This is a genomic window from Paenibacillus sp. NPDC058174 (assembly GCF_042883865.1).
Classification (GTDB): Bacteria; Bacillota; Bacilli; order Paenibacillales; family Paenibacillaceae; genus Pristimantibacillus.
In genome coordinates this window covers 2,185,127-2,204,273 of sequence record NZ_JBHVUY010000001.1, presented here as the reverse complement: position 1 = coordinate 2,204,273, position 19,147 = coordinate 2,185,127, and the positions used below count along the sequence as shown (strand labels likewise).

Annotated in this window: 14 protein-coding genes and 1 tRNA gene; 14 read left to right on the top strand and 1 reads right to left on the bottom strand. The window is 45.5% G+C overall.

Features of this window, described 5'->3' with window-relative positions:
* Window positions 1-5 precede the first annotated feature (5 nt).
* From phoU to ACFVVF_RS09815, 8 genes are all read left to right on the top strand, one after another.
* Window positions 6-665 (top strand): phosphate signaling complex protein PhoU, encoded by a 660-nt coding sequence (phoU, locus tag ACFVVF_RS09850; RefSeq protein ID WP_188887908.1) that lies wholly within the window; start codon window positions 6-8, stop codon window positions 663-665.
* 596 nt (window positions 666-1,261) lie between these two features.
* The gene (locus ACFVVF_RS09845; protein ID WP_387807779.1) at window positions 1,262-2,665 is read left to right on the top strand and encodes a GGDEF domain-containing protein; all 1,404 of its coding nucleotides are present in this window, start codon (window positions 1,262-1,264) and stop codon (window positions 2,663-2,665) included.
* Window positions 2,666-2,682: 17 nt separating this feature from the next.
* A complete protein-coding gene (locus ACFVVF_RS09840; RefSeq protein ID WP_387807776.1) occupies window positions 2,683-3,858 on the top strand; it encodes an EAL domain-containing protein in 1,176 nt (391 codons plus the stop codon).
* Between the two features lie 155 nt (window positions 3,859-4,013).
* Window positions 4,014-6,746 (top strand): DNA polymerase I, encoded by a 2,733-nt coding sequence (polA, locus tag ACFVVF_RS09835; RefSeq protein WP_387807773.1) that lies wholly within the window; start codon window positions 4,014-4,016, stop codon window positions 6,744-6,746.
* Between the two features lie 178 nt (window positions 6,747-6,924).
* Window positions 6,925-7,776 carry a DNA-formamidopyrimidine glycosylase gene (gene mutM, locus ACFVVF_RS09830; protein WP_387807771.1) on the top strand — a complete coding sequence of 284 codons (852 nt, stop codon included), beginning with the start codon at window positions 6,925-6,927 and terminating at the stop codon, window positions 7,774-7,776.
* A gap of 139 nt (window positions 7,777-7,915) precedes the next feature.
* Window positions 7,916-8,614, top strand: a complete 699-nt coding sequence (gene ytaF / locus ACFVVF_RS09825) for a sporulation membrane protein YtaF (RefSeq protein ID WP_387807768.1) — start codon at window positions 7,916-7,918, stop codon at window positions 8,612-8,614.
* Between the two features lie 17 nt (window positions 8,615-8,631).
* Entirely contained in the window at window positions 8,632-9,231 is a 600-nt protein-coding gene (gene coaE, locus ACFVVF_RS09820) for a dephospho-CoA kinase (RefSeq protein WP_387807765.1), read from the top strand.
* Window positions 9,228-9,794: a lytic transglycosylase domain-containing protein gene (locus ACFVVF_RS09815; RefSeq protein ID WP_387808979.1), complete on the top strand. Its 567-nt coding sequence runs from the start codon at window positions 9,228-9,230 to the stop codon at window positions 9,792-9,794. The genes coaE and ACFVVF_RS09815 overlap by 4 nt, the downstream gene beginning before the upstream one ends.
* Before the next feature lie 100 nt (window positions 9,795-9,894).
* On the opposite strand, the gene ACFVVF_RS09810 is transcribed toward ACFVVF_RS09815, so the two are convergent.
* Window positions 9,895-10,098 carry an alpha/beta-type small acid-soluble spore protein gene (locus ACFVVF_RS09810; RefSeq protein WP_042163543.1) on the bottom strand — a complete coding sequence of 68 codons (204 nt, stop codon included), beginning with the start codon at window positions 10,096-10,098 and terminating at the stop codon, window positions 9,895-9,897.
* Window positions 10,099-10,199: 101 nt separating this feature from the next.
* On the opposite strand from ACFVVF_RS09810, the gene nrdR reads away from it, so the two are divergent.
* From nrdR to ACFVVF_RS09780, 6 genes are all read left to right on the top strand, one after another.
* Window positions 10,200-10,679 carry a transcriptional regulator NrdR gene (gene nrdR, locus ACFVVF_RS09805; RefSeq protein ID WP_042163624.1) on the top strand — a complete coding sequence of 160 codons (480 nt, stop codon included), beginning with the start codon at window positions 10,200-10,202 and terminating at the stop codon, window positions 10,677-10,679.
* Window positions 10,680-11,371: 692 nt separating this feature from the next.
* Window positions 11,372-11,444 (top strand) — tRNA-Ala (locus ACFVVF_RS09800).
* Window positions 11,445-11,980: 536 nt separating this feature from the next.
* Window positions 11,981-12,265, top strand: a complete 285-nt coding sequence (locus tag ACFVVF_RS09795) for a hypothetical protein (RefSeq protein WP_387807762.1) — start codon at window positions 11,981-11,983, stop codon at window positions 12,263-12,265.
* 75 nt (window positions 12,266-12,340) lie between these two features.
* Window positions 12,341-14,041 carry a hypothetical protein gene (locus tag ACFVVF_RS09790; RefSeq protein WP_387807759.1) on the top strand — a complete coding sequence of 567 codons (1,701 nt, stop codon included), beginning with the start codon at window positions 12,341-12,343 and terminating at the stop codon, window positions 14,039-14,041.
* Window positions 14,042-14,061: 20 nt separating this feature from the next.
* Window positions 14,062-17,436, top strand: a complete 3,375-nt coding sequence (locus ACFVVF_RS09785) for an ABC-three component system middle component 1 (protein WP_387807756.1) — start codon at window positions 14,062-14,064, stop codon at window positions 17,434-17,436.
* A gap of 16 nt (window positions 17,437-17,452) precedes the next feature.
* A complete protein-coding gene (locus ACFVVF_RS09780) occupies window positions 17,453-18,715 on the top strand; it encodes a hypothetical protein (protein WP_387807753.1) in 1,263 nt (420 codons plus the stop codon).
* Window positions 18,716-19,147 lie beyond the last annotated feature (432 nt).

The window sequence follows — 19,147 nt, the reverse complement described above, 5'->3', positions numbered from 1 at the left end:
CGATGATGACGACAAGAAAAGAGTTCGATCACGGCTTGGAGCTGCTTCACAATCTGCTGGTTGAGATGGGACATTTCGTAGATAAGGCACTTGAGCAATCGATGAAAGCTTTAAGCGAGACGGATACGCAGCTTGCCCAGCAGATTATTTCGGAAGATACAAAGCTGAACCAGCTTGAGCATGATGTAACGGAGCTCGGTTCGAAGCTGATTGCAACCCAGCAGCCGGTGGCAAAAGATTTGCGCCGCATTTTGTCCGCGTTCAAAATCGCTTCCGATCTGGAGCGGATGGGCGATCTCTGCGTCAACATCTCGAAGCTCGTCATTCGTTTGGACGGTCAGCCGCTAATCAAGCCGCTTATCGACTTGCCTAGAATGTCGGCAATCGTACAGACGATGACTTATGAATCGATCCAGTCCTTCGTACAGGAAAACGTCGATCTTGCTTACAAAATGGCAGCAGACGACGATCAAGTTGATGCGCTGTGCGCCCAAATTTCCCACGAGCTGCTTGCGCTGATGATGGAAAATCCGCGTAACATATCGCAAGCATCGATACTTAACTTCGTTGCCCGCCATATCGAACGGATTGGCGACCATGCGACGAACATCGGCGAAAGCGTCGTTTATCTCGTTACGAACAGCCGCCCGGATTTAAACCGATAGTCCTAGGAAAAAGCAGCCTTTCGCTACTGAGCGAAAGGCTGCTTTTTTGTCGGCTTTGTCGGCTTTGTCGGCTTTGGCAGCGTAAGGCCTGCGCTAACGTGGAAACCAGCTCAATACGCGCCTCCGGCTCCCTGCATGCGAAACAAAATGTAAAAGCGCAGGTTGAGGCGACTGAGCAGCTCCAAAAGTGTGATCAAAATGTAAAAGTGCAGGTTGAGGCGGCTCAAAAGCTCCAAAAGCGCGTTCAAAATGTAAAAGTGCATTTTGAATTGCCTAATTTCCCTCAAAAGAGGCTTTTTAGGCCAATCAAACTGTACTTTTGCATTTTGATGCGATAAATCAACTAATAAGTGGAAAACAAAATACAGTTTTGCATTTTGATTCCTCGCAGCCGATCATAAGCTTCGAAAAGAGAAGCCAAGGATACGTTAAACTTCCTGATGTGCGCACCGAGATTAACTGCGATGATTTTTTTGTTTTTGTAAAAGTTTTTTTACGCAAATTTTACGAAGCGTTATTCTTGTCCGTACAAAGTTTAGGTAATATGTACCATACAAGCGATATAAGCACGATAATCGGACATCGAGGGGAGCCGTATGGGGGATATCGGGAGCGGTCTATTCAACCGGCAAATGATCCGGGCCATAGCGAGAATGAGGGAGCAGGGCGGTTTGCTGGGCGTATTAACCTTGCAGTATGCCAAGAAGGACAAGCAGGCGGAAGCAGAGGTGCAGCGCTGGGCGAAGGAGCAGAAGCGACTGTTCTGGCAGCAGCAGCTGGGCGAGAGCCAGCTGTTCTTGTTCTGCGGCAAGCCCAAGGGTGAGCCGGTAGACAATCTCATAAGCAAAGCCATGGAGGAGCTTCGCTCCCGGCTGGGCGACAAGCTGCGCCGCAGCGAAAGCGCCGTTCTGCCTTCCGGCTCCACGGGCGGGGAGATCGAGGCTGCGCTGTACGCGGCACTGCGAGAGACGGCAGCCGGCCAGCGGACCGGTCAGCCGGGAATGGCGATGGGAACGGGAAGCGAGCTGGCGCATACAATCGGCCAGCTAGCAGCTTCGTTCCCCGTATTCCCTTCGCGGATGAAGGTGTCGGAAGTGGCCCATTATTTCGAGCTCAATCCGAAAGCTCAAGGCGCTGTCATTGCAGATGAGGGCATACCGAAAGGGCTGCTGATGAAGGAAAAGCTGCATCAGCTGTTAGCCGGACAATTCGGCCAGCCGCTGTATTGGACCCGGCCAGTTGAGAAAATTATGAATGGCAGTCCGCTAATGGTGGATGAGCATACGCCAATTGAACAGGTTTCCTATCTTGCCATGGGGCGTGACTATGCGCAGCTGTACGATGTGGTCATCGTAACGAGCCGGGGCGAGTTTCTCGGAGCAGTCTCCATTCGCGCGATTCTGGAAGGGATTACTGCACTTCGGACGAAGGCGGCACGGGAGGCGAATCCGCTAACCGGACTGCCGGGCAATGCAGGCATTCAGGAGGAGCTTCGCCGCCGGATTGAAGGTCATGAATCATTTGCTGTTATTTATGCAGATCTGGACTATTTCAAATGGTTCAATGACTGTTACGGCTTCGGCCAAGGCGATGAGCTGATTCGCTTCCTGGCGGAGCTGCTCAGGCAGGAGAAGGAGCGCAGCAGCCAGCCTGATGATTTTATTGGCCATATTGGCGGTGATGATTTCATCGTTGTAACGGACGCGGGCAGCGGGGAGCGGCTTTGCGAGCGACTGATCGAGCGGTTTGATCTGGGGGTCAAGAGCTTCTATGGGGATTCCGGTCTGCATGCGGTTGAGGATCGCCATGGCAACGTTGTGGATCAGGAGGGAGTCACCCTCTCGTTATCCTTGATGATTAGCCATCATCCGGCTTCATTAACACCGGACCTCATATCACGCCATTCTGCAAGACTGAAGAAACGGGCAAAAGCGCACAGAGGAAGCATTTACGTGAAAGAGACGTTAACCATACCGCAGCATAGAGAGGAACGGAATTGAGCGTGAGAGTAAATCGGATGCAAGTGCGTAATCGGGTGCGTCAAGCGCCTATGGAATGGCGTGGAGGACGGGGCGTCATTTATCTATCCTGGCATTCGGTTGCACCCGCGGGCTGGAGTGTGTTTGCGGAGGAAGCGATCGCCGCAGAAATGGAAGCAGCCGCGATAGTAGTGGAGGAGAAGTACTGGATACATAATGATCTGTTCCTGCTGCTTCGTCTGCCGTCTGGAGGGCGAAGCAAGCTGGAGGGCTGGCTGCTGGAGCAGGCGATCAAGCGGCAGGCGGAGTGGGAATCGAGGTTCCGGGAAATGGAGGAGTTACCAGAGGCCCGGCTGCTGGCAGGTGTCTCCATCATAGAAGATAATCTTCTGGACTTAACTGAGCAAGAGGGGAACGCAGATCGGATATATGAAGCGATGAAGCGCGCGATGGTGCATGGCCAGCGGGACGGCTCGCTGGTTAGAAGCATGAAGCTGCGTGCCTTGGAGCAGCTCATCGCCGAGCATGCCATCATGTCCGTCTATCAGCCGATTATGTCACTTCAATCGGAGGGGCGGTCGCTGTTCGGCTACGAAGCTTTGGCGCGGTTCACCAAGCAGGAATGGTTTGCCGGTCCGCAGCAGCTGTTTGCTTTCGCGGAGCAAGAAGGCTTGGCATACCGCCTCGACAGGCTGGCCCGGCGCAAGGCGCTTGACGGTATCGGCTCGCTAAAGCCTGAACAGCGGCTGTTCATTAATGTGCAGGCGCAGATTATTAATGATCCGCATTTTACGCCGGGACGTACCTTGAGCATGCTGGAGCGGAGGGGATTGTCTCCGCATAATGTCGTGTTTGAGATTACGGAGCGGACATCGATAGATGATTTTGGAGCGATGAAGAAAGCGCTAGAGCATTATCGCAATCAAGGCTTTCAAATTGCAATTGATGATGTCGGTGCAGGATACTCATCCCTTCAGTCCATTGTCGAGCTCCGTCCCGACTACATTAAAGTAGATCGTTCCATAATTGACCGGATCGACGAGGACGATGTGAAGCTGCATATTTTGCATACGTTAGTGCAGTTGGCCTACAAGCTGGACGTATCGATCATCGCCGAGGGCATTGAGCGGGAAGAGGAACTCGCTGCGGTGAAGAAGCTTGGTGTTCATTATGCGCAGGGCTATTTGCTCGGGCGTCCGGGCGGCATCCAGTAATGATTGCTAAGCTGAAAATGTGATTTCGATCCCCCGAACGGATATTTGCCGTTTCGGGGGCTTTTTTTGCTGTCGCAGAAGGCTTTGCGGCAGAGCAAGCAGGCTCCGCTTATGGTATGATAAGGAGTAGTAGAATCAATAGGTGAGGTGTCGGAATGGACAAGTGGATGTTGATAGACGGCAATAGCATCATATATCGGGCGTTTTTTGCAATGCCGCCATTAACCAATTCAGCAGGCTTGCATACGAATGCCGTATTCGGCTTTACAACGATGCTTCTAAAGCTGCTTGCAGACGAGAAGCCGACGCATGTTCTGGTCGCTTTTGATGCCGGCAAGGCGACTTTTCGCCATGAGGGTTACACGGAATATAAAGGCGGCCGCGAAAAAACGCCTACGGAGCTTTCTGAACAGTTTCCTGTCCTGAAAGATCTGCTGAGCGCCTTTGGTATTGCCCAATATGAGCTGTCCGGCTATGAAGCGGACGATATTATCGGTACGTTGACGAAGATGGCGGATGAATCCAAGGTGGAGACGTTAGTCATTACTGGAGATAAAGATATGCTGCAGCTGGCATCCGAGCATGTTACAGTTGCGATTACGCGAAAAGGCATCAGCGAGGTGGAGCCTTATTCACCGGCTGCCATTCAGGAGCGCTACGGTCTCAAGCCGCTGCAAATTATTGACTTGAAAGGTCTGATGGGCGACGCGTCTGACAATATCCCGGGCATTCCGGGTGTTGGCGAGAAGACCGCTCTGAAGCTGCTGCATGAGTTCGGTTCCGTAGAAGAAGTACTGGCTCATACCGAAAGCTTGAAGGGGAAAATGAAAGAGAAGGTCGAGGAGCATAAAGAGAGCGCCATTATGAGCAAGAAGCTGGCGACGATTTATCGCGAGGTACCGCTCGACAAGGGCGCGGATGAGATCCGCTATGCCGGTTATGAGGATGCGGCTTTGGCGGAAGCGTTCCGCAAGCTGGAGTTCAAATCGCTTATCGAACGGCTTGATCTCGGAAGCGCAGGAAGCGGCGGCAGCGAGCAGGAAGCGGCCGAAGCGGCAGCGGAGCTGAAGGTTGCAGTCATTGCGGGAGAAGATGACGCGGATACGCTGAATGCCTTGCTGGATGACTTGAATAGAGAAGAGCCGGCGAAAAGGGCAGCAGGCGGCGAAGCTGGAGTGGAGGCAGATGCAATCAGCCACGGCTTATATGTGGAAGCGATCGGAGACAATCCGCATCATGCCGCAGTAATCGGGTTGGCTATTGCGGTCGGCGAGCAGGTCTACGTCATTTCGGCCGATACGGTAAAGCTGCCTTTCGCAGAGCCGCTGCGGAAGTGGCTTGCAGACGGGGACAAGCCGAAATACGGCTTCGATACACATAAGGTGGAGCTGGCTTTGGGCTGGACTGGCGTCGTCTTTAACGGAGCTGTCTTTGACGTCCAGCTTGCTGCTTATTTGCTCGATCCGACGGATGCGAGCCTTACGCTCAGCGGCATGAGCCAGCGTTACGGCCTTACGGCCATAGCGGCTGATGAAGCGGTGTACGGCAAAGGCGCCAAGTTCAGAGTGCCGGATGCTGAGACGCTGAACCGTCATTTGGCGGTTAAGGCCGCTGCGGTGCAGCGGATTGCGAAGCATCAGCAGGGCGATCTGGAGAAAAGCGGCATGGGCAAGCTCTACTATGAGCTGGAGCAGCCGTTGTCCCGCGTGCTTGCGGCGATGGAGCAGCAGGGTATTCAAGTGGAATCTGCTGAGCTAGAACGTCTGGGCAGTGAACTGGAACGTAATCTGTCCCAAATTATGAGCAATATTTATCGCCATGCGGGCATGGAGTTCAATATCAACTCAACGAAGCAGCTTGGTGATGTTTTGTTCGAAAAGCTGGGCTTGCCGGTGATGAAAAAGACGAAGACGGGTTATTCCACCGACGCTGAAGTGCTGGAGCGGCTGGAGCCCTATCATGAGATCGTGCCGCTTATTTTGCATTACCGCTCGCTTGCAAAGCTGCAATCGACTTACGTGGAAGGACTGCTTAAGGAGATTCGCCAGGAGACTGGCAAGATTCATACGTATTACCGTCAGACGATTGCCGCTACCGGCCGTCTGAGCAGCCAATTCCCGAACTTGCAGAACATCCCGATCCGTCTGGAAGAGGGGCGCAAAATCAGGAAGGCGTTCGTGCCATCCGAGCCAGGCTGGTACATTCTCGCAGCCGACTACTCGCAAATCGAGCTGCGCGTTCTTGCGCATATTTCAGGCGATGAGCGGCTGAAGGAAGCTTTTATCCACGATATGGACATTCATACGAAGACTGCGATGGACGTGTTTGGCGTGACGGCTGATCAAGTTGATTCCAATATGCGGCGCTCCGCCAAAGCGGTTAATTTCGGTATCGTGTACGGCATTAGCGACTTCGGCCTTTCGCAAAACCTGAATATTACGCGGAAGGAAGCGGGAGCGTTCATCGCGCAATACTTCGAGGTATTCCAAGGCGTGCGCAAATATATGGATGACATTGTTGCCCAAGCCCGTCAAGACGGCTATGTGACGACGCTTCTTGAACGCAGACGTTATTTGCCGGATATTAAGGCGTCGAATTTCAACATCCGATCCTTCGCTGAACGGACAGCTATGAATACGCCGATCCAAGGAACGGCAGCAGATATTATTAAGCTGGCAATGGTTCGTATGGACGAGACGCTGCGTGAACGCAAGCTCCAAAGCCGCATGCTGCTTCAAGTACATGACGAATTGGTATTCGAAGTGCCGGAGGACGAGCTGGAGCTCATGAAGGAGCTTGTGCCGACCGTTATGGCAGGAGCGCTTAAGCTGGACGTGCCGCTCAAGGCAGATGTCAATTACGGTGTGAACTGGTATGAGGCCAAGTAAATAGCTATGTAAGGTCGAAATGTTCGTCCAAGCAAAGCATTAGCTGCTGAATCAATTGGGTGTTTTATGATTTAGATGATGTCATTTATGGTTATATACAGGAAGGATGTACGGTTGGTATAGCCTTCCTGTCCCGCTGCGGGTGAAATCAGGTATAATGGGATTGAGGTGAATAGATATGCCTGAATTGCCAGAGGTAGAGACAGTTAAACGAACATTAATCGAGCTGGTCGCCGGAAAGCGGATTCAATCCGTAACGGTTAGACTGCCGAGAATTATACAGCGCCCGGATGAGCCGGAGCAATTCGCTGCTGCCCTCGAGGGGCACACGATTCAGACGGTGGAGCGCCGGGGCAAGTTTTTACGCATTATTTTGGACGGGCTGGTATTGGTATCGCATTTGCGGATGGAAGGCCGATACGGCGTTTTTCCAAGTGAAGAGCCTATTGAGCTTCATACGCATGTTCTGTTCCATTTCGACGACGGAACGGATTTGAGATATAAGGATGTCAGGCAGTTCGGCACGATGCATCTGTTCGAGGCCGGTAAGGATCTGGAGCTGCAGCCGCTTAAGAAATTAGGACTGGAGCCGCTGGATAATCCGGACTTTACATTGGATGCGTTCCGCTCCAAACTCGACAAGCGCTCGACGAAAATCAAGCCGCTGCTCCTTAATCAAGAATATATCGTTGGTCTTGGCAATATTTATGTAGATGAAGCGTTGTTCAGCGCCGGTATTCATCCGGAACGATCTGCGAATGAATTGAAGCCTGCAGAGTGGAAGAAGCTGCATGAATCAATCGTCAGCACGTTGTCCAGAGCAGTGGACGCGGGGGGCTCCTCCATAAAGTCCTATGTGAATGGACAGGGTGAGATGGGGATGTTCCAGCAACAGCTGCTGGTGTACGGCCGGAAGGATGAAGCCTGCTCAGCTTGCGGCCGTCCAATCGAGAAGTTTGTCGTAGGCGGCAGAGGTACGCATATTTGCAAGCACTGCCAGCCGCTTCCGAAAGTCCGTCAAAGCAAATAACGGGTTGTACGATGCACCGTCACTCATCGCCTGCATATGCTGTTGTTACATGACAATAGGCGAATGTCTATATTTCAGCGCTGAATGCAGTATTCATGCTGACTAACACAGACGTTCGATATGCGGGGAGTGATGCGAGATGTTCGCGCATATTGTATCTTTGCTGGTGCTTGCTTTCGCTGTAAGTGTAGACGGCTTTGGCGTAGGCATTACGTACGGATTGCGGAGAATCCGGATTCCGTTGTTTTCTGTCCTTATTATCGCATTATGCTCAGGATTGATTATTTGGCTGTCGATGCAGGTAGGCTCTTGGATTACCGGCTACTTGCCTCCAATTGCAGCAAAGCTTACGGGTGCTATCATACTGATGGTCATCGGAATCTGGGCGCTGCTGCAACTGCGCCGCAACCGGAAGGAAGAATCTGACGAAGCGGCTAAGGATCATACAGGTGTAGTGGGAGCAGATGCCTCTGTACCCGCAGAGCCTGCCAATCCTGTACTTGTAGTCATTGTAGAGTTGAAACGCATCGGTCTGGTCATTCAAATTTTACGCACGCCGCAAGCTGCCGACGTTGACAAGTCGGGGACGATATCCGCATCGGAAGCGCTTATGCTCGGATTTGCCTTGTCGCTCGACGCATTTGGCGCGGGCATCGGAGCTGCGATGATTGGTCTTCCGGCCCTGTGGACGGCAGTTGTCATTGCAGCGGCGAGCGCGTTGTTTCTGTTAACGGGAATACGCTTCGGCTTCCGGTTCTCCAATTGGAAGGGAATGCGGGCGCTGTCGGTGCTTCCCGGCATTTTGCTCATCTTGATTGGCATTACGAAGCTGTTATAAGAACGGGGTGAAGGCTTATGAAGATCGGTTTAACCGGCGGTATCGCTACTGGCAAAAGCACCGTTGCCTCCATGCTTGTGGAGCGCGGTGCGCTGCTGGTCGATGCGGATCAGGTGGCGAGAGAGGTTGTTATGCCCGGTGAACCGGCTTTGGAGGCGGTCGCCTCTAAGTTCGGACAAGCCGTTATACATAAGGAAGATGGCACGCTGGACCGTAAGGCGCTGGGTGCGATCGTATTCAATAATAAGGATAAGCTGGCGCAGCTGGAGGGGATTCTCCATCCCGCTATTCGTACCAGAATGCAACAGCGGATTCAGCAATACGAAATTGATTTTCCGCAAAAGCTAGTCGTAGCGGATATCCCGCTCTTGTACGAAACCGGACAAGCCTCGTTATACGATGGCATTATGGTCGCATACGTACCGGAGAAGCTGCAGCTGGAGCGTCTTATGCTCCGCAACGCTATTGATGCGGACGAGGCGCAGCACAGGGTCAAGCTCCAAATGGACATTGAAGAGAAGAAGCGGCGAGCGGAGTGGGTCATCGACAACAGCGGAACGCTGGAGGAGACAAGCCGCCAAATCAGTCTTTTCTGGAAAAGCCAGGGCCTGCTATGAGATGGCTGCTGAAAAAAAGGGTGTTTCTCGTCCTGCTCATTGGCTTTATCGGTATGCTATTTCTCAATTCGGATTGGATGGCCAGATGGATGTATCCGGTACAATTCCGGGAGGATATCCGGGCCAGCGCATCTAATTATAAGGTTGATCCCCATCTGGTTGCTGCTATTATCCGGGCGGAGACTAATTTCTCCAATGGCAAAGTATCTTCTAAAGGCGCACTGGGCTTGATGCAGATTATGCCGGATACGGCAGATTGGATCGTTGAAAAAGCCGGCTTCGAGAAGGTGACGCCGGATATTTTGCAGCATCGTCCGGATGTGAGTATTGAAATTGGAACCTGGTATTTGCAGTCGCTGCACAAGCAATTCGGGCAAAACAAAATCGCGGCAATCGCCGCCTATAACGCGGGACCCGGTAACGTGCGCAAATGGCTCGATTCCGGGCGCTGGGACGGCCGTGAGGAGACGGTAAACCTTATTCCTTTTGGCGAAACCCGGCACTATGTACAAAAAGTTATTTATTACTATAATAAATACAAAGACCTTTATCCCGATATGTAGCCGATTATTCCCTTCGCAAATAGAAGAAGCTTTGGCGTATCCGCGCCGCTTCAGGACGGGACAAGCCAAAGCCTCTAGTTATACATGACTGATGAAATCATTATTTACCGGCAAGGGATTGCTCGGCGATTTGCACCAGACGACGAGTGATGTTGCCGCCGATGTAGCCAGCATCTTTAGTCAGCAGGTTACCGCCGTATCCGTCTTGCGGAAACGCGATACCCAGCTCTTGAGCGACCTCATATTTCAGTTGGTCAAGCGCTGCGGATGCTTGTGGTACAACTAGTTGGTTGCTGTTGCTCATTGTTTGTCACCTCCTTGCGGTTGGTAAAAGTATTATGTGCGAAATTTCAAACTTCATTACAGGAAACGTATGGAAAATTAGACCAGAAGGAAGTGATGGATATGAAATGCCCTTATTGCGACAACTCCGGCACGAAGGTTCTTGACTCGCGTCCAGCCAACGAGAACAAGTCGATCCGCCGCAGACGCGAGTGCGAGCGGTGCAGCCGCCGGTTCACGACGTTCGAGATGATCGAGGAGACGCCGCTGATCGTAATCAAGAAGGACGGCAGTCGCGAAGAATTCAGCCGCGACAAGATTTTGCGCGGATTGATCCGTGCCTGCGAGAAGCGCCCGGTATCGGTTGAGAACCTGGAGGTTATCGTCTCCGAAGTAGAGAAGGAGCTCCGCACTACGGCGCTGGCCGAAGTGGAAAGCCGTGATATCGGCGAGATCGTGATGGGCCAGCTCTATCCGGTCGATGAAGTCGCCTACGTCCGCTTCGCGTCCGTATACCGCCAGTTCAAGGACATTGACATGTTCATGAAGGAATTGAACAGCCTGCTGTCCAAGCACCCGTTGAATGGGAATGGGCAGGGGTAGAAGTTGGCTCGTTCTTGCTTGATTGCGTGAGCCGGTGGGGTTAGCGAAGAGCGGGAAGAGTTAGGGGAAGGCAATGAGTAAGCGGATTTGAAATGGATTGAGAATAAGCAGCTTGTGATGCGCATGCTGCTTATTTTTGTTGTGTGCGGGTGGGAAGCTAATGTTAGCGGGTAAGAGAGGGCGGTTCATTGTAGGAGATAATGAGGGGTCTCATGTACACCTTTGAAGAGGTGATCTTACTCGATGGAGATTATGCTGATGATCAGATGCATATGTGCGTGACTACAACTTACGTTTGAACTGATGCGCTAAAGTAACTTTTTTCTCTGTTGAGTAACTAATTTCTTTATTTTTTTGGGAAAAGTCGTTTAAATCGAGGATAAGGATTAAAAGTTCATAAGGGCGGAAATAAATTTCGCAATAAGGAAAATTAGTCGGTTATTTGATGAGATAAAGAATAGACTGAATCGAATAACCCTTACATAATCTTGTTGGATTTTGAAATTAGAAACACACCGTCAAAGTGGAGATTAGCAACGTAAGAGTCAATGATATTCGAGCAGATAACCCTCAAGGGGAAGTTTTCCAGCACTATTGACTTCGATAATGGCAGCGTGCTAATATAAATCTTGTCGTTGCTTTAGTTTGAAGATAAGCGGTTACACAATTCAATTCCTTTAATAGTAAAATATGGGGCCTTAGCTCAGCTGGGAGAGCGCATCGCTGGCAGCGATGAGGTCAGGGGTTCGATCCCCCTAGGCTCCATAAAGAAAAAAGCCTTTAAACACAAGGATTTCCGAGTGTTTGAAGGCTTTTTTTGCATTTTGAAATAATGCTCGCAACTGTTCGTGGTCACACGTTTGGTTCACACTGAGCATTTTTTATGGTAGTTTGGCTACACTTCGAGTAATTAATGGGGATTGATGAACATACGAAATCTCTGTTACTGATATAACTTTTTGTTTTAACCACTATTCAATGATTAGAGTTGTTTGAATTATTCGAAAAGCTGTTCACCATATTTGCGTAGCGGTCTCTTTATGAGCAGATAGTAAAACATGGGAATAGTTATCTAAGGTCACTCTAATATCAGAATGACCAAGAATTCTTTTACCACTTTGGGGTTTATATTTTATGTTAGTAATTTTAAATTCTTTCAATCTCAGAGAAATTGGTAATCACTTTAAAAACAAACGTATGTTATCGGGCATTCAAAATTTTAACTAATGATTCTAAACCCTACTGAGTTAAAAGTATACATGATAAGAGAACTGTATGAATGTTGTAGGAGGTAACTTACAATGTTAAAGTTAAAAACCAAATCCGTCATTATTGAAATGGATAGGAATGACTTATGGCAAGTAGGTACTGCCTTAATTAATGGAATCATTATAGAAAGTCAAAATAAATGGATGGTATATTATAGAGGGAAGACAGAGGCAGGGTTTATACGTTATGTAAGACTTCAACATCATGTAATCTTCTTGTACCTTGAAGAAATTTATAGTTATCTAGACAGAATGGATTTACTGGAATCACTAGAAATAACTTTACGTTCACTTTATAGACAAAAAGCTTCATATTAGGACAAATGTAATTTACAGGAAACATCAGGTCATGTAAAATGTTGTTAGATTCTATAGATCAGCCAGGGGTGTGACATGACCGAATTTATTAACGTTTCAAGCCTCATTCCAGATCATTCTGGTCTTCAAGTTTGTCTTTCTGATACGACTCCAGTGCAAGTACTTCAATGGCAATGCAAAGGTAAGCCTTTTGCAGATATACATCGTGGTGTTTATTCAGATTCTGCTGTTCATCTACAGAAGGCCGAGTCTTTTATAAAATTGGCCAAAGAAACACGAGCTGACGTTGTACTTACTCCCGAATACTCGTTTCCAGATGAGATGTTAAATAAAATTGTTCATGAACCTACTCTGTGGCCTGGGAAAGGTGCTTTGTGGTGCTTAAGTATGGAAGGCTATTCTTTATATCAATTCGCTGAAAAGATGAATGAATGGGAAAGTACTGGTCGTACTGTAGTCAGACGGGATGCATACACTAGACTTTCAAATCGAAATTTTGTTGATGTACTTGTTTATCTGTTTTTAGTGGATGATGAAACTCTATGTATTCTTCCTCAATTCAAAACAGTTCCTATGTCAGAAAAATGGAATGACTACGAGGTGCCTGGTTTATGTACGGGGGAAATTATCTATATATTTGACCTTTCAGGATGCAAGGATGATCAGAATCGCTTTCTCTCCTTAATATGTTCGGATGCACTAAGTATTAATCTACAACGATTATTAGATGAGACACAGGGAAAACAGTTAACTATTTTTCACGCCCAGTTGAATCCTGATCCACGGCATCCGGGTTTTAGGGCATTTAGAAATGGACTTTTCGAACAAAATGCAGGTAGGGACATCAGGCTTATAACATTAAATTGGTCTGCTGAAACTTCAATTGATGAGATCTATTTTAATAAGCCGTGGTCGGCTTTTTACAAAAAGTCGAATGACGGAACTGTTGCAAAAAAAGATCTAAGAGTTAGAAATCTAGATAAAGGTACTTTTTATGCATTACATAGGCATACAGAAATTTGGTATAGCCATAGAGAGGAGCATTGTAAATGGTTTGATATTAATAAGGGTTTTCAAATAGGAGTCTCCCATACGCTAACTGCACACAATGAACCAATAACTCAATCCTGCTATAGTTTCGATGAATCTATAGATCAATGGATATCTGCAACATGCAGTCCATCATATTCAATTCAAGATTTGGTTAACAGTTTTGGTGAAGACTATGATTTTCCCCTATACGCTGACCCACACGATTGTGATGCCTTTTTTGGGCTGTGTTTTGGTCACTTTTTAACAGGTGAACTGAGGACCGAAGATGATGAGTTAGTCACACGAATGATGTTTGGTTCCGATTTGGAAGCAGACTTGAAAAGGAGGAGCAAAGCCAGTCAATACAAACGATTAGTAACTTTGCTTCAAAGGCAGCGACTCCCGCAAGAGTTTAAGGAGCTAGAAAATAATCATCGATTGTACATAGATCCGGAATCTGCAGAAACAACTAATATGTCTGGGAATGTGTATCCAAAAGATATTCCACTTGACAGATTAAATCCTTTTAACTCCATAATTTGCATCATTTCAGCCTATACTAATTCCTTTGATGTTGAGAAACAAATTCATGAGATTACTCAACAGTTACATTCTTATTTTCATAGTAGACTTATTGTTTATTATCGACCTGATGAATTGGATGAATATATTTATTATGATTTAAGTCAAACAAGAATAGATAAGGCAACACTTACCAGGGCTATAAGTTCTATAAAAGAATAGTATATATTGGGGAGATTACTATGCGTCTTGGGGATTTAGTAGAGCAGTTAGGGTATGGGACTGACATTGAACACGAGCTTTTTACATTCCAATTGGATTTGTTTAAAGTATATAAGATGAAGAGAAAAGAAGATTTCGTTAAAGGAGATGTTATTTCAGAGTACATTTTTGTTGAAGTTTCTAATTCTGCTCTAAAGAAATTGATTTCAGATACGGATATGAAGTATTTTCATGACTTTCAAGCGAAGCTATTGTCAGAACAATTTTTTAGCCATAAGAGTGACCTTCGCTGGAATCTTTATTTGATTATCATTGTCGAATCCTACGATCAGTTTAGTGATACGGGCATCCTGCAAATGATTGAAAATAATGCTGATTATGCAAGAAAGTTTGTAATGACTGCAAAAGATGCACTTCAATGGCTAGATAAATCATGGCTGAAGAGTTCATCTAATGAAGAAAACGTTTATATAGATCCTATGCAAGAGTGGCAAGATGAATTAATAAAAGCTGAATTGACGGGTTGCTTAACAGAAACATTTGCCCAACGGAATGTACAGAATTACCTAGATGGACATGTTATTCTTGCCCCTAATAATATTATATCACCTCGCAGGACTCGTCAGGATTTAGAATATGACGAAGTAATTGGGCAGATTGGTGTAGTGTCACTCAATGGTTTTCGAGCACATTGTTTTGATTCTTTAGAACCACTCTATCCATCACAGGTTAATCTACTACACGGACCAAATGGATCAGGAAAAACATCTGTTATGGAAGCCATTGAATTAGCCTTAACAAACGAAATTAACAGGTGTTCAGAATTCGGTGATGATATAATTGATTCATTTGAGTCGCTTAGAGTAAGTTGTATTACTGATTCAAGCAATACAATACACTTTCAGCCAGGGAAACCCAATTCTTTTTATAAAATGTTGGCTCAAAAGTGGTATGGATTACCTGCCGGTAGACAATCTTCTGAATTAAACAGTCTTTATCATCGGTATAACTTTTTTGACTCCGAAGCAGCCTACAGGTTCGCATTAAATGAGAGCAGTCAAGTTGAAAAGGGGAAATTTGATTATTCCGATAATCTTAGTCGTTTAGTTTTTGGTAATGATGTAATCGAAGCACAAAAAAATTGGACAAGGTATCTTCAAGAATTTGTTACAAGATCGGATGACTTGGCTAAACAGCAAAAAAAAATTTTTGCACAATTGGAAGCATTGAGGCAAGATCTTAGCAACAGTAGCCAGAATGACGATGTGCAACTTGATCAATTAGACCGTCACCTCAATGATGTATTCTTGAAATCGCCAAGGAAAAATCGTGCCGCCAATGAATCAACAAGTGATTACCTTTTACGCCTCTCTTTTCTTTTTCAATCTGTAGAAGCTCATAGGGAACAAATTGGGAACTATCGATTAAACGTAGATATACTATCATTAAATCAAATAGAAATGCAACATAAAGAACTTCAAGAAAATTTAAATGAGTTTTTGCAGAAAAAAAGAAATATGGAATCCGCTATAGCAAAATGGGAAGCCGAAAAAACAGCATTCGATCAACAATTACATCAAAACGAAACACAACTCATAAACACCAATCTGGCTTACGATAATATTAAACAAGTCCAAGAACAATGGGAAAAAATTAAGAAAACCATCGAACAGCCTGATCAAGTTGAAGTAAGAAAAAACTTAGATATGCGAGAAGAAGAAATTTCCAAGATAGTAGAATGGATCGATCAATTAAATTCCAAACACTATTTTTTGAATAATTTAACAGAAAATGATATAGCGATATTATCACCTGAAGATCACACTGCTCTATTAATAAGAATTAAAGAGAAAGAAGTTGCTCTTTCAAACCTCAAGGAGCAGCTTTTCACTACCGAACGACTTGCGGGGAAAATTGAGGCTATGCTCTCGCGTATTCATACAACTGGTGAAGAATTCTTATTAAATCATGAAAATTCTACTTTTTGTCCCCTATGTGCACAGGACTATGGTTCCCATCAGGCCCTTGTTGATGCTCTTTTACTAGCGAAAACAATCACTAGTGATAATGGAGAACAACTGGCAGAACTATATGAGAAAATTCGTTTATTAGAAAATGAAATCAAAGAGGCGAGCGAACAACATTTACTTCATGAAAAAAACATGCGAAATATAACGCTCATCAATAAAGCATATACTGAACTCTCATTAAGTCATTTCTTTAGAAATAGAAATCTCGATATTCCTTTAATTGAAAAGTTGAATGAATTTCGAATGTTTATTGCTACAAAAAGTGAATTCATTATTGAACTTTCCCAAGTTCAGGGACAAATACGAGTATTCGATGATTTTGGGATGAGTCGTCATTATATTCTTCAAGGAGAACATTTCCGCCAAGAGAATACTTTGTATAAAGAATTCAAAGTAAATGATCACCGTAATTCCTTCGAGGAGTTTCTAATGGAAAGGGAAGGGTCACTATTTCATCAATTATCTCAAGCTAGGAAAACTAAAGCAAAACTTGAAGAGCAGCGCCACGCTCTAATCGAATTAATTAAGCAGCAGTCCTTTGATTCTGTGGAAGCTTCTATTGAACACTTCGAACAAAAGATCCTGTATATTACGAAGATTTTTGAGAATGTAAAATTGCTTCTTGACGATTTTGACCTTGGAAGTGATGTCAACTTACTCGCTTGGTCCACTCAGCTTCAAAAGGTGCAGGTTTATATAGAATTGTTAGTTAAAAATCAAGAGCGTTTGAAAGATCAGGCTCGGCTACAAGCTGAGCTGGATGAAAAAGTAAATACACTTTTAACAATTGAGAATCAATTGAAAAAGTGTACGGAAGCATGTACAGCACTTGGGAAGCTCAAACCATTGAGGGATTACACAGAAGGTTTTATTGTGCGAAATATCTCATTAATCGAACGGTTCTTCAATGTACTTCATACCCCAAGAGAATTTGATCAATTGGAATTGGGTGAGAGTGGATTATCACTTCGTCGGAAGTGGGATGAAAAGCCAGTAAAGGCATACCAGATGTCATCAGGACAACGAGCTTCTTTAGCTCTTTCCGTTATGTTTGCGATTCACTTGGCAGCACCTAGAGCACCAAGAGTTCTTATGATGGATGAGCCTGTAGCTAATATGGATGATCTTCATCTTATGAACTTGCTAGATCTGCTTCGTGATTTGTCGTTATCTGGAAGGCAGATATTTTTTACTACCGCCAATCCGGATGTAGCAAATCTTTTCCGGAGGAAATTCAGTTTTTACGGTGAGCGGTTTACACACTTTGAATTCATGCGCTCATCAGGTGAGCCTGTACAAATTCAACCAATCCACTATTCCCCAAATATAGAACCTCCTGCTATCAAGCAGGTTAAACAGAGATAGAGGAGAATTTTAAAATATGATGACTAGTTCAAACATTCATAACCTTTTATTGCAACATTTTGAGAGTGGTGGTGGTGCTGCTGGCTACTTAAGAGGGAGGATTCCAGGTTTTTCAACACTCTTGTCAGGCTTCTTTGCATGCCGTTCAGATATCGACCGGATTCAAAAAGCAGAATATTTGAGTGAACGAATTTTGTCGTTGACTGACTTTGCAGATATGATTCCTTTACGTTCTGAAGTAGCAACGCTTGAGATTAAGCGCATGATTTCATACAAAAAACAAACAGATCATACGGCTCATACGTTGTACTTGTATTTGCTCGGTGTTTGGGTGTACGATAACGTCACTGAAATTAGAACTGCTTTAGATGTTAGTATTAATAGTTCGAAGCCCGTTAAGTTATTTCTTTTTCAGTGGACGTTTGCATCTCTACTTCACGACGTAGGATACTTGTTTTACGACTTTGATAGTGGAGCTAATGCTGGTTCTTGGAAAATATTTGATGATATGCTCTCCATTAAATATTTAAGTTCATATACTGAGGAGTTATCAGATAATGGAAAGTCGGAATTAAATCAAGCATGGAATAATTTTATAACAACCTACGATTTGAAGGAACATGCTTCGAATCTGACGTCTTCACAATTAATAGCCTCATTGGATCATATTCCGTGGCTCTCTGACCTCCTTCCTGGGCATCAGACAGGATTGCTGGCTATGGAATTAGGAGAAGTATTAGGACCAGGTTTGCAGAGTTTTGCTTATGATATGGCTAATAGTGGATACGATGGCACACCAGTTGTCGATCACGGGATTGCAAGTGGTTTAATGCTATTAAAATATACTTCAATTTGGTACTGGCTAAGCAAACATTCAGAAATAAACTATCCTCAATTGAACGCTGAACTTAATGCAAGTTTTCATTATTACCCGAGTATTTTAAATAAACATGTTATTTCTGCCTGTAAGGCAGTAGCTTATCATAATTTGCCGAATGTCACGTATTCACTTGAACAGGATCCATTGCTGTATCTGGCTGTATTGTGTGATGAATTACAGATTTGGGATCGTTTTATGTCGGGTGAAGGACACATTGACAATTGGAGAACAATTGACCATTGTGTCGCAGAGAAGCTCAAAGCCGAAGTGATTATGAATGAATTTAGTCAACCACTGCTTCACTTAATGACATCTAAAGCTCATTTTGAAAAGCTAGTAGGCTCATTAGATAAACGAGTCTCAAATTGGAGAAAGTATGTCCAGATTACTATGATTTGATCAGGAATGATCTATAAATAGTACGAGAGAAGTTCATTGTGGAACCTGAAATAATTAGATTGATTATATCCTTAGTTTTTTATACTAAATAGTAATAACAAAAGTTAGCTACACGAGATTAAAATAAGTATTAAATACTAGAAGTGAATATTTGGAGTAATGAACCATCCGGCTTTCATAGAAATCAAATGTTTCCTTTTCAAAAAACACACTTCAAAGAACTTATGTTACATTGGAAGAAGCGCTTCTTGGTCACACTTTTTCATTTTCTAGCGCTGCGGTGCACTCGAACGTAGAACCATCAAAATTAGAAAAGCCTTGTCCCACAAGGCTTTCTCCCGCATTTCCCTTACTTACAAACCGCATCTCTCCACGGCAGCGATGCGGTCGGGGAGAGATCCCCCTAGGATCCACCAAACTTAAACTCTACAC

Coding starts and splice junctions, on each gene's coding strand:
- ACFVVF_RS09795 (WP_387807762.1), top strand. CDS start 11,981: ATGTTAAAGTTAAAAACCAAATCCGTCATTATTGAAATGGATAGGAAT.
- phoU (WP_188887908.1), top strand. CDS start 6: ATGACGACAAGAAAAGAGTTCGATCACGGCTTGGAGCTGCTTCACAAT.
- ACFVVF_RS09845 (WP_387807779.1), top strand. CDS start 1,262: ATGGGGGATATCGGGAGCGGTCTATTCAACCGGCAAATGATCCGGGCC.
- ACFVVF_RS09785 (WP_387807756.1), top strand. CDS start 14,062: ATGCGTCTTGGGGATTTAGTAGAGCAGTTAGGGTATGGGACTGACATT.
- nrdR (WP_042163624.1), top strand. CDS start 10,200: ATGAAATGCCCTTATTGCGACAACTCCGGCACGAAGGTTCTTGACTCG.
- ACFVVF_RS09780 (WP_387807753.1), top strand. CDS start 17,453: ATGATGACTAGTTCAAACATTCATAACCTTTTATTGCAACATTTTGAG.
- ytaF (WP_387807768.1), top strand. CDS start 7,916: ATGTTCGCGCATATTGTATCTTTGCTGGTGCTTGCTTTCGCTGTAAGT.
- mutM (WP_387807771.1), top strand. CDS start 6,925: ATGCCTGAATTGCCAGAGGTAGAGACAGTTAAACGAACATTAATCGAG.
- polA (WP_387807773.1), top strand. CDS start 4,014: ATGGACAAGTGGATGTTGATAGACGGCAATAGCATCATATATCGGGCG.
- ACFVVF_RS09840 (WP_387807776.1), top strand. CDS start 2,683: ATGCAAGTGCGTAATCGGGTGCGTCAAGCGCCTATGGAATGGCGTGGA.
- ACFVVF_RS09815 (WP_387808979.1), top strand. CDS start 9,228: ATGAGATGGCTGCTGAAAAAAAGGGTGTTTCTCGTCCTGCTCATTGGC.
- ACFVVF_RS09790 (WP_387807759.1), top strand. CDS start 12,341: ATGACCGAATTTATTAACGTTTCAAGCCTCATTCCAGATCATTCTGGT.
- coaE (WP_387807765.1), top strand. CDS start 8,632: ATGAAGATCGGTTTAACCGGCGGTATCGCTACTGGCAAAAGCACCGTT.
- ACFVVF_RS09810 (WP_042163543.1), bottom strand. CDS start 10,098: ATGAGCAACAGCAACCAACTAGTTGTACCACAAGCATCCGCAGCGCTT.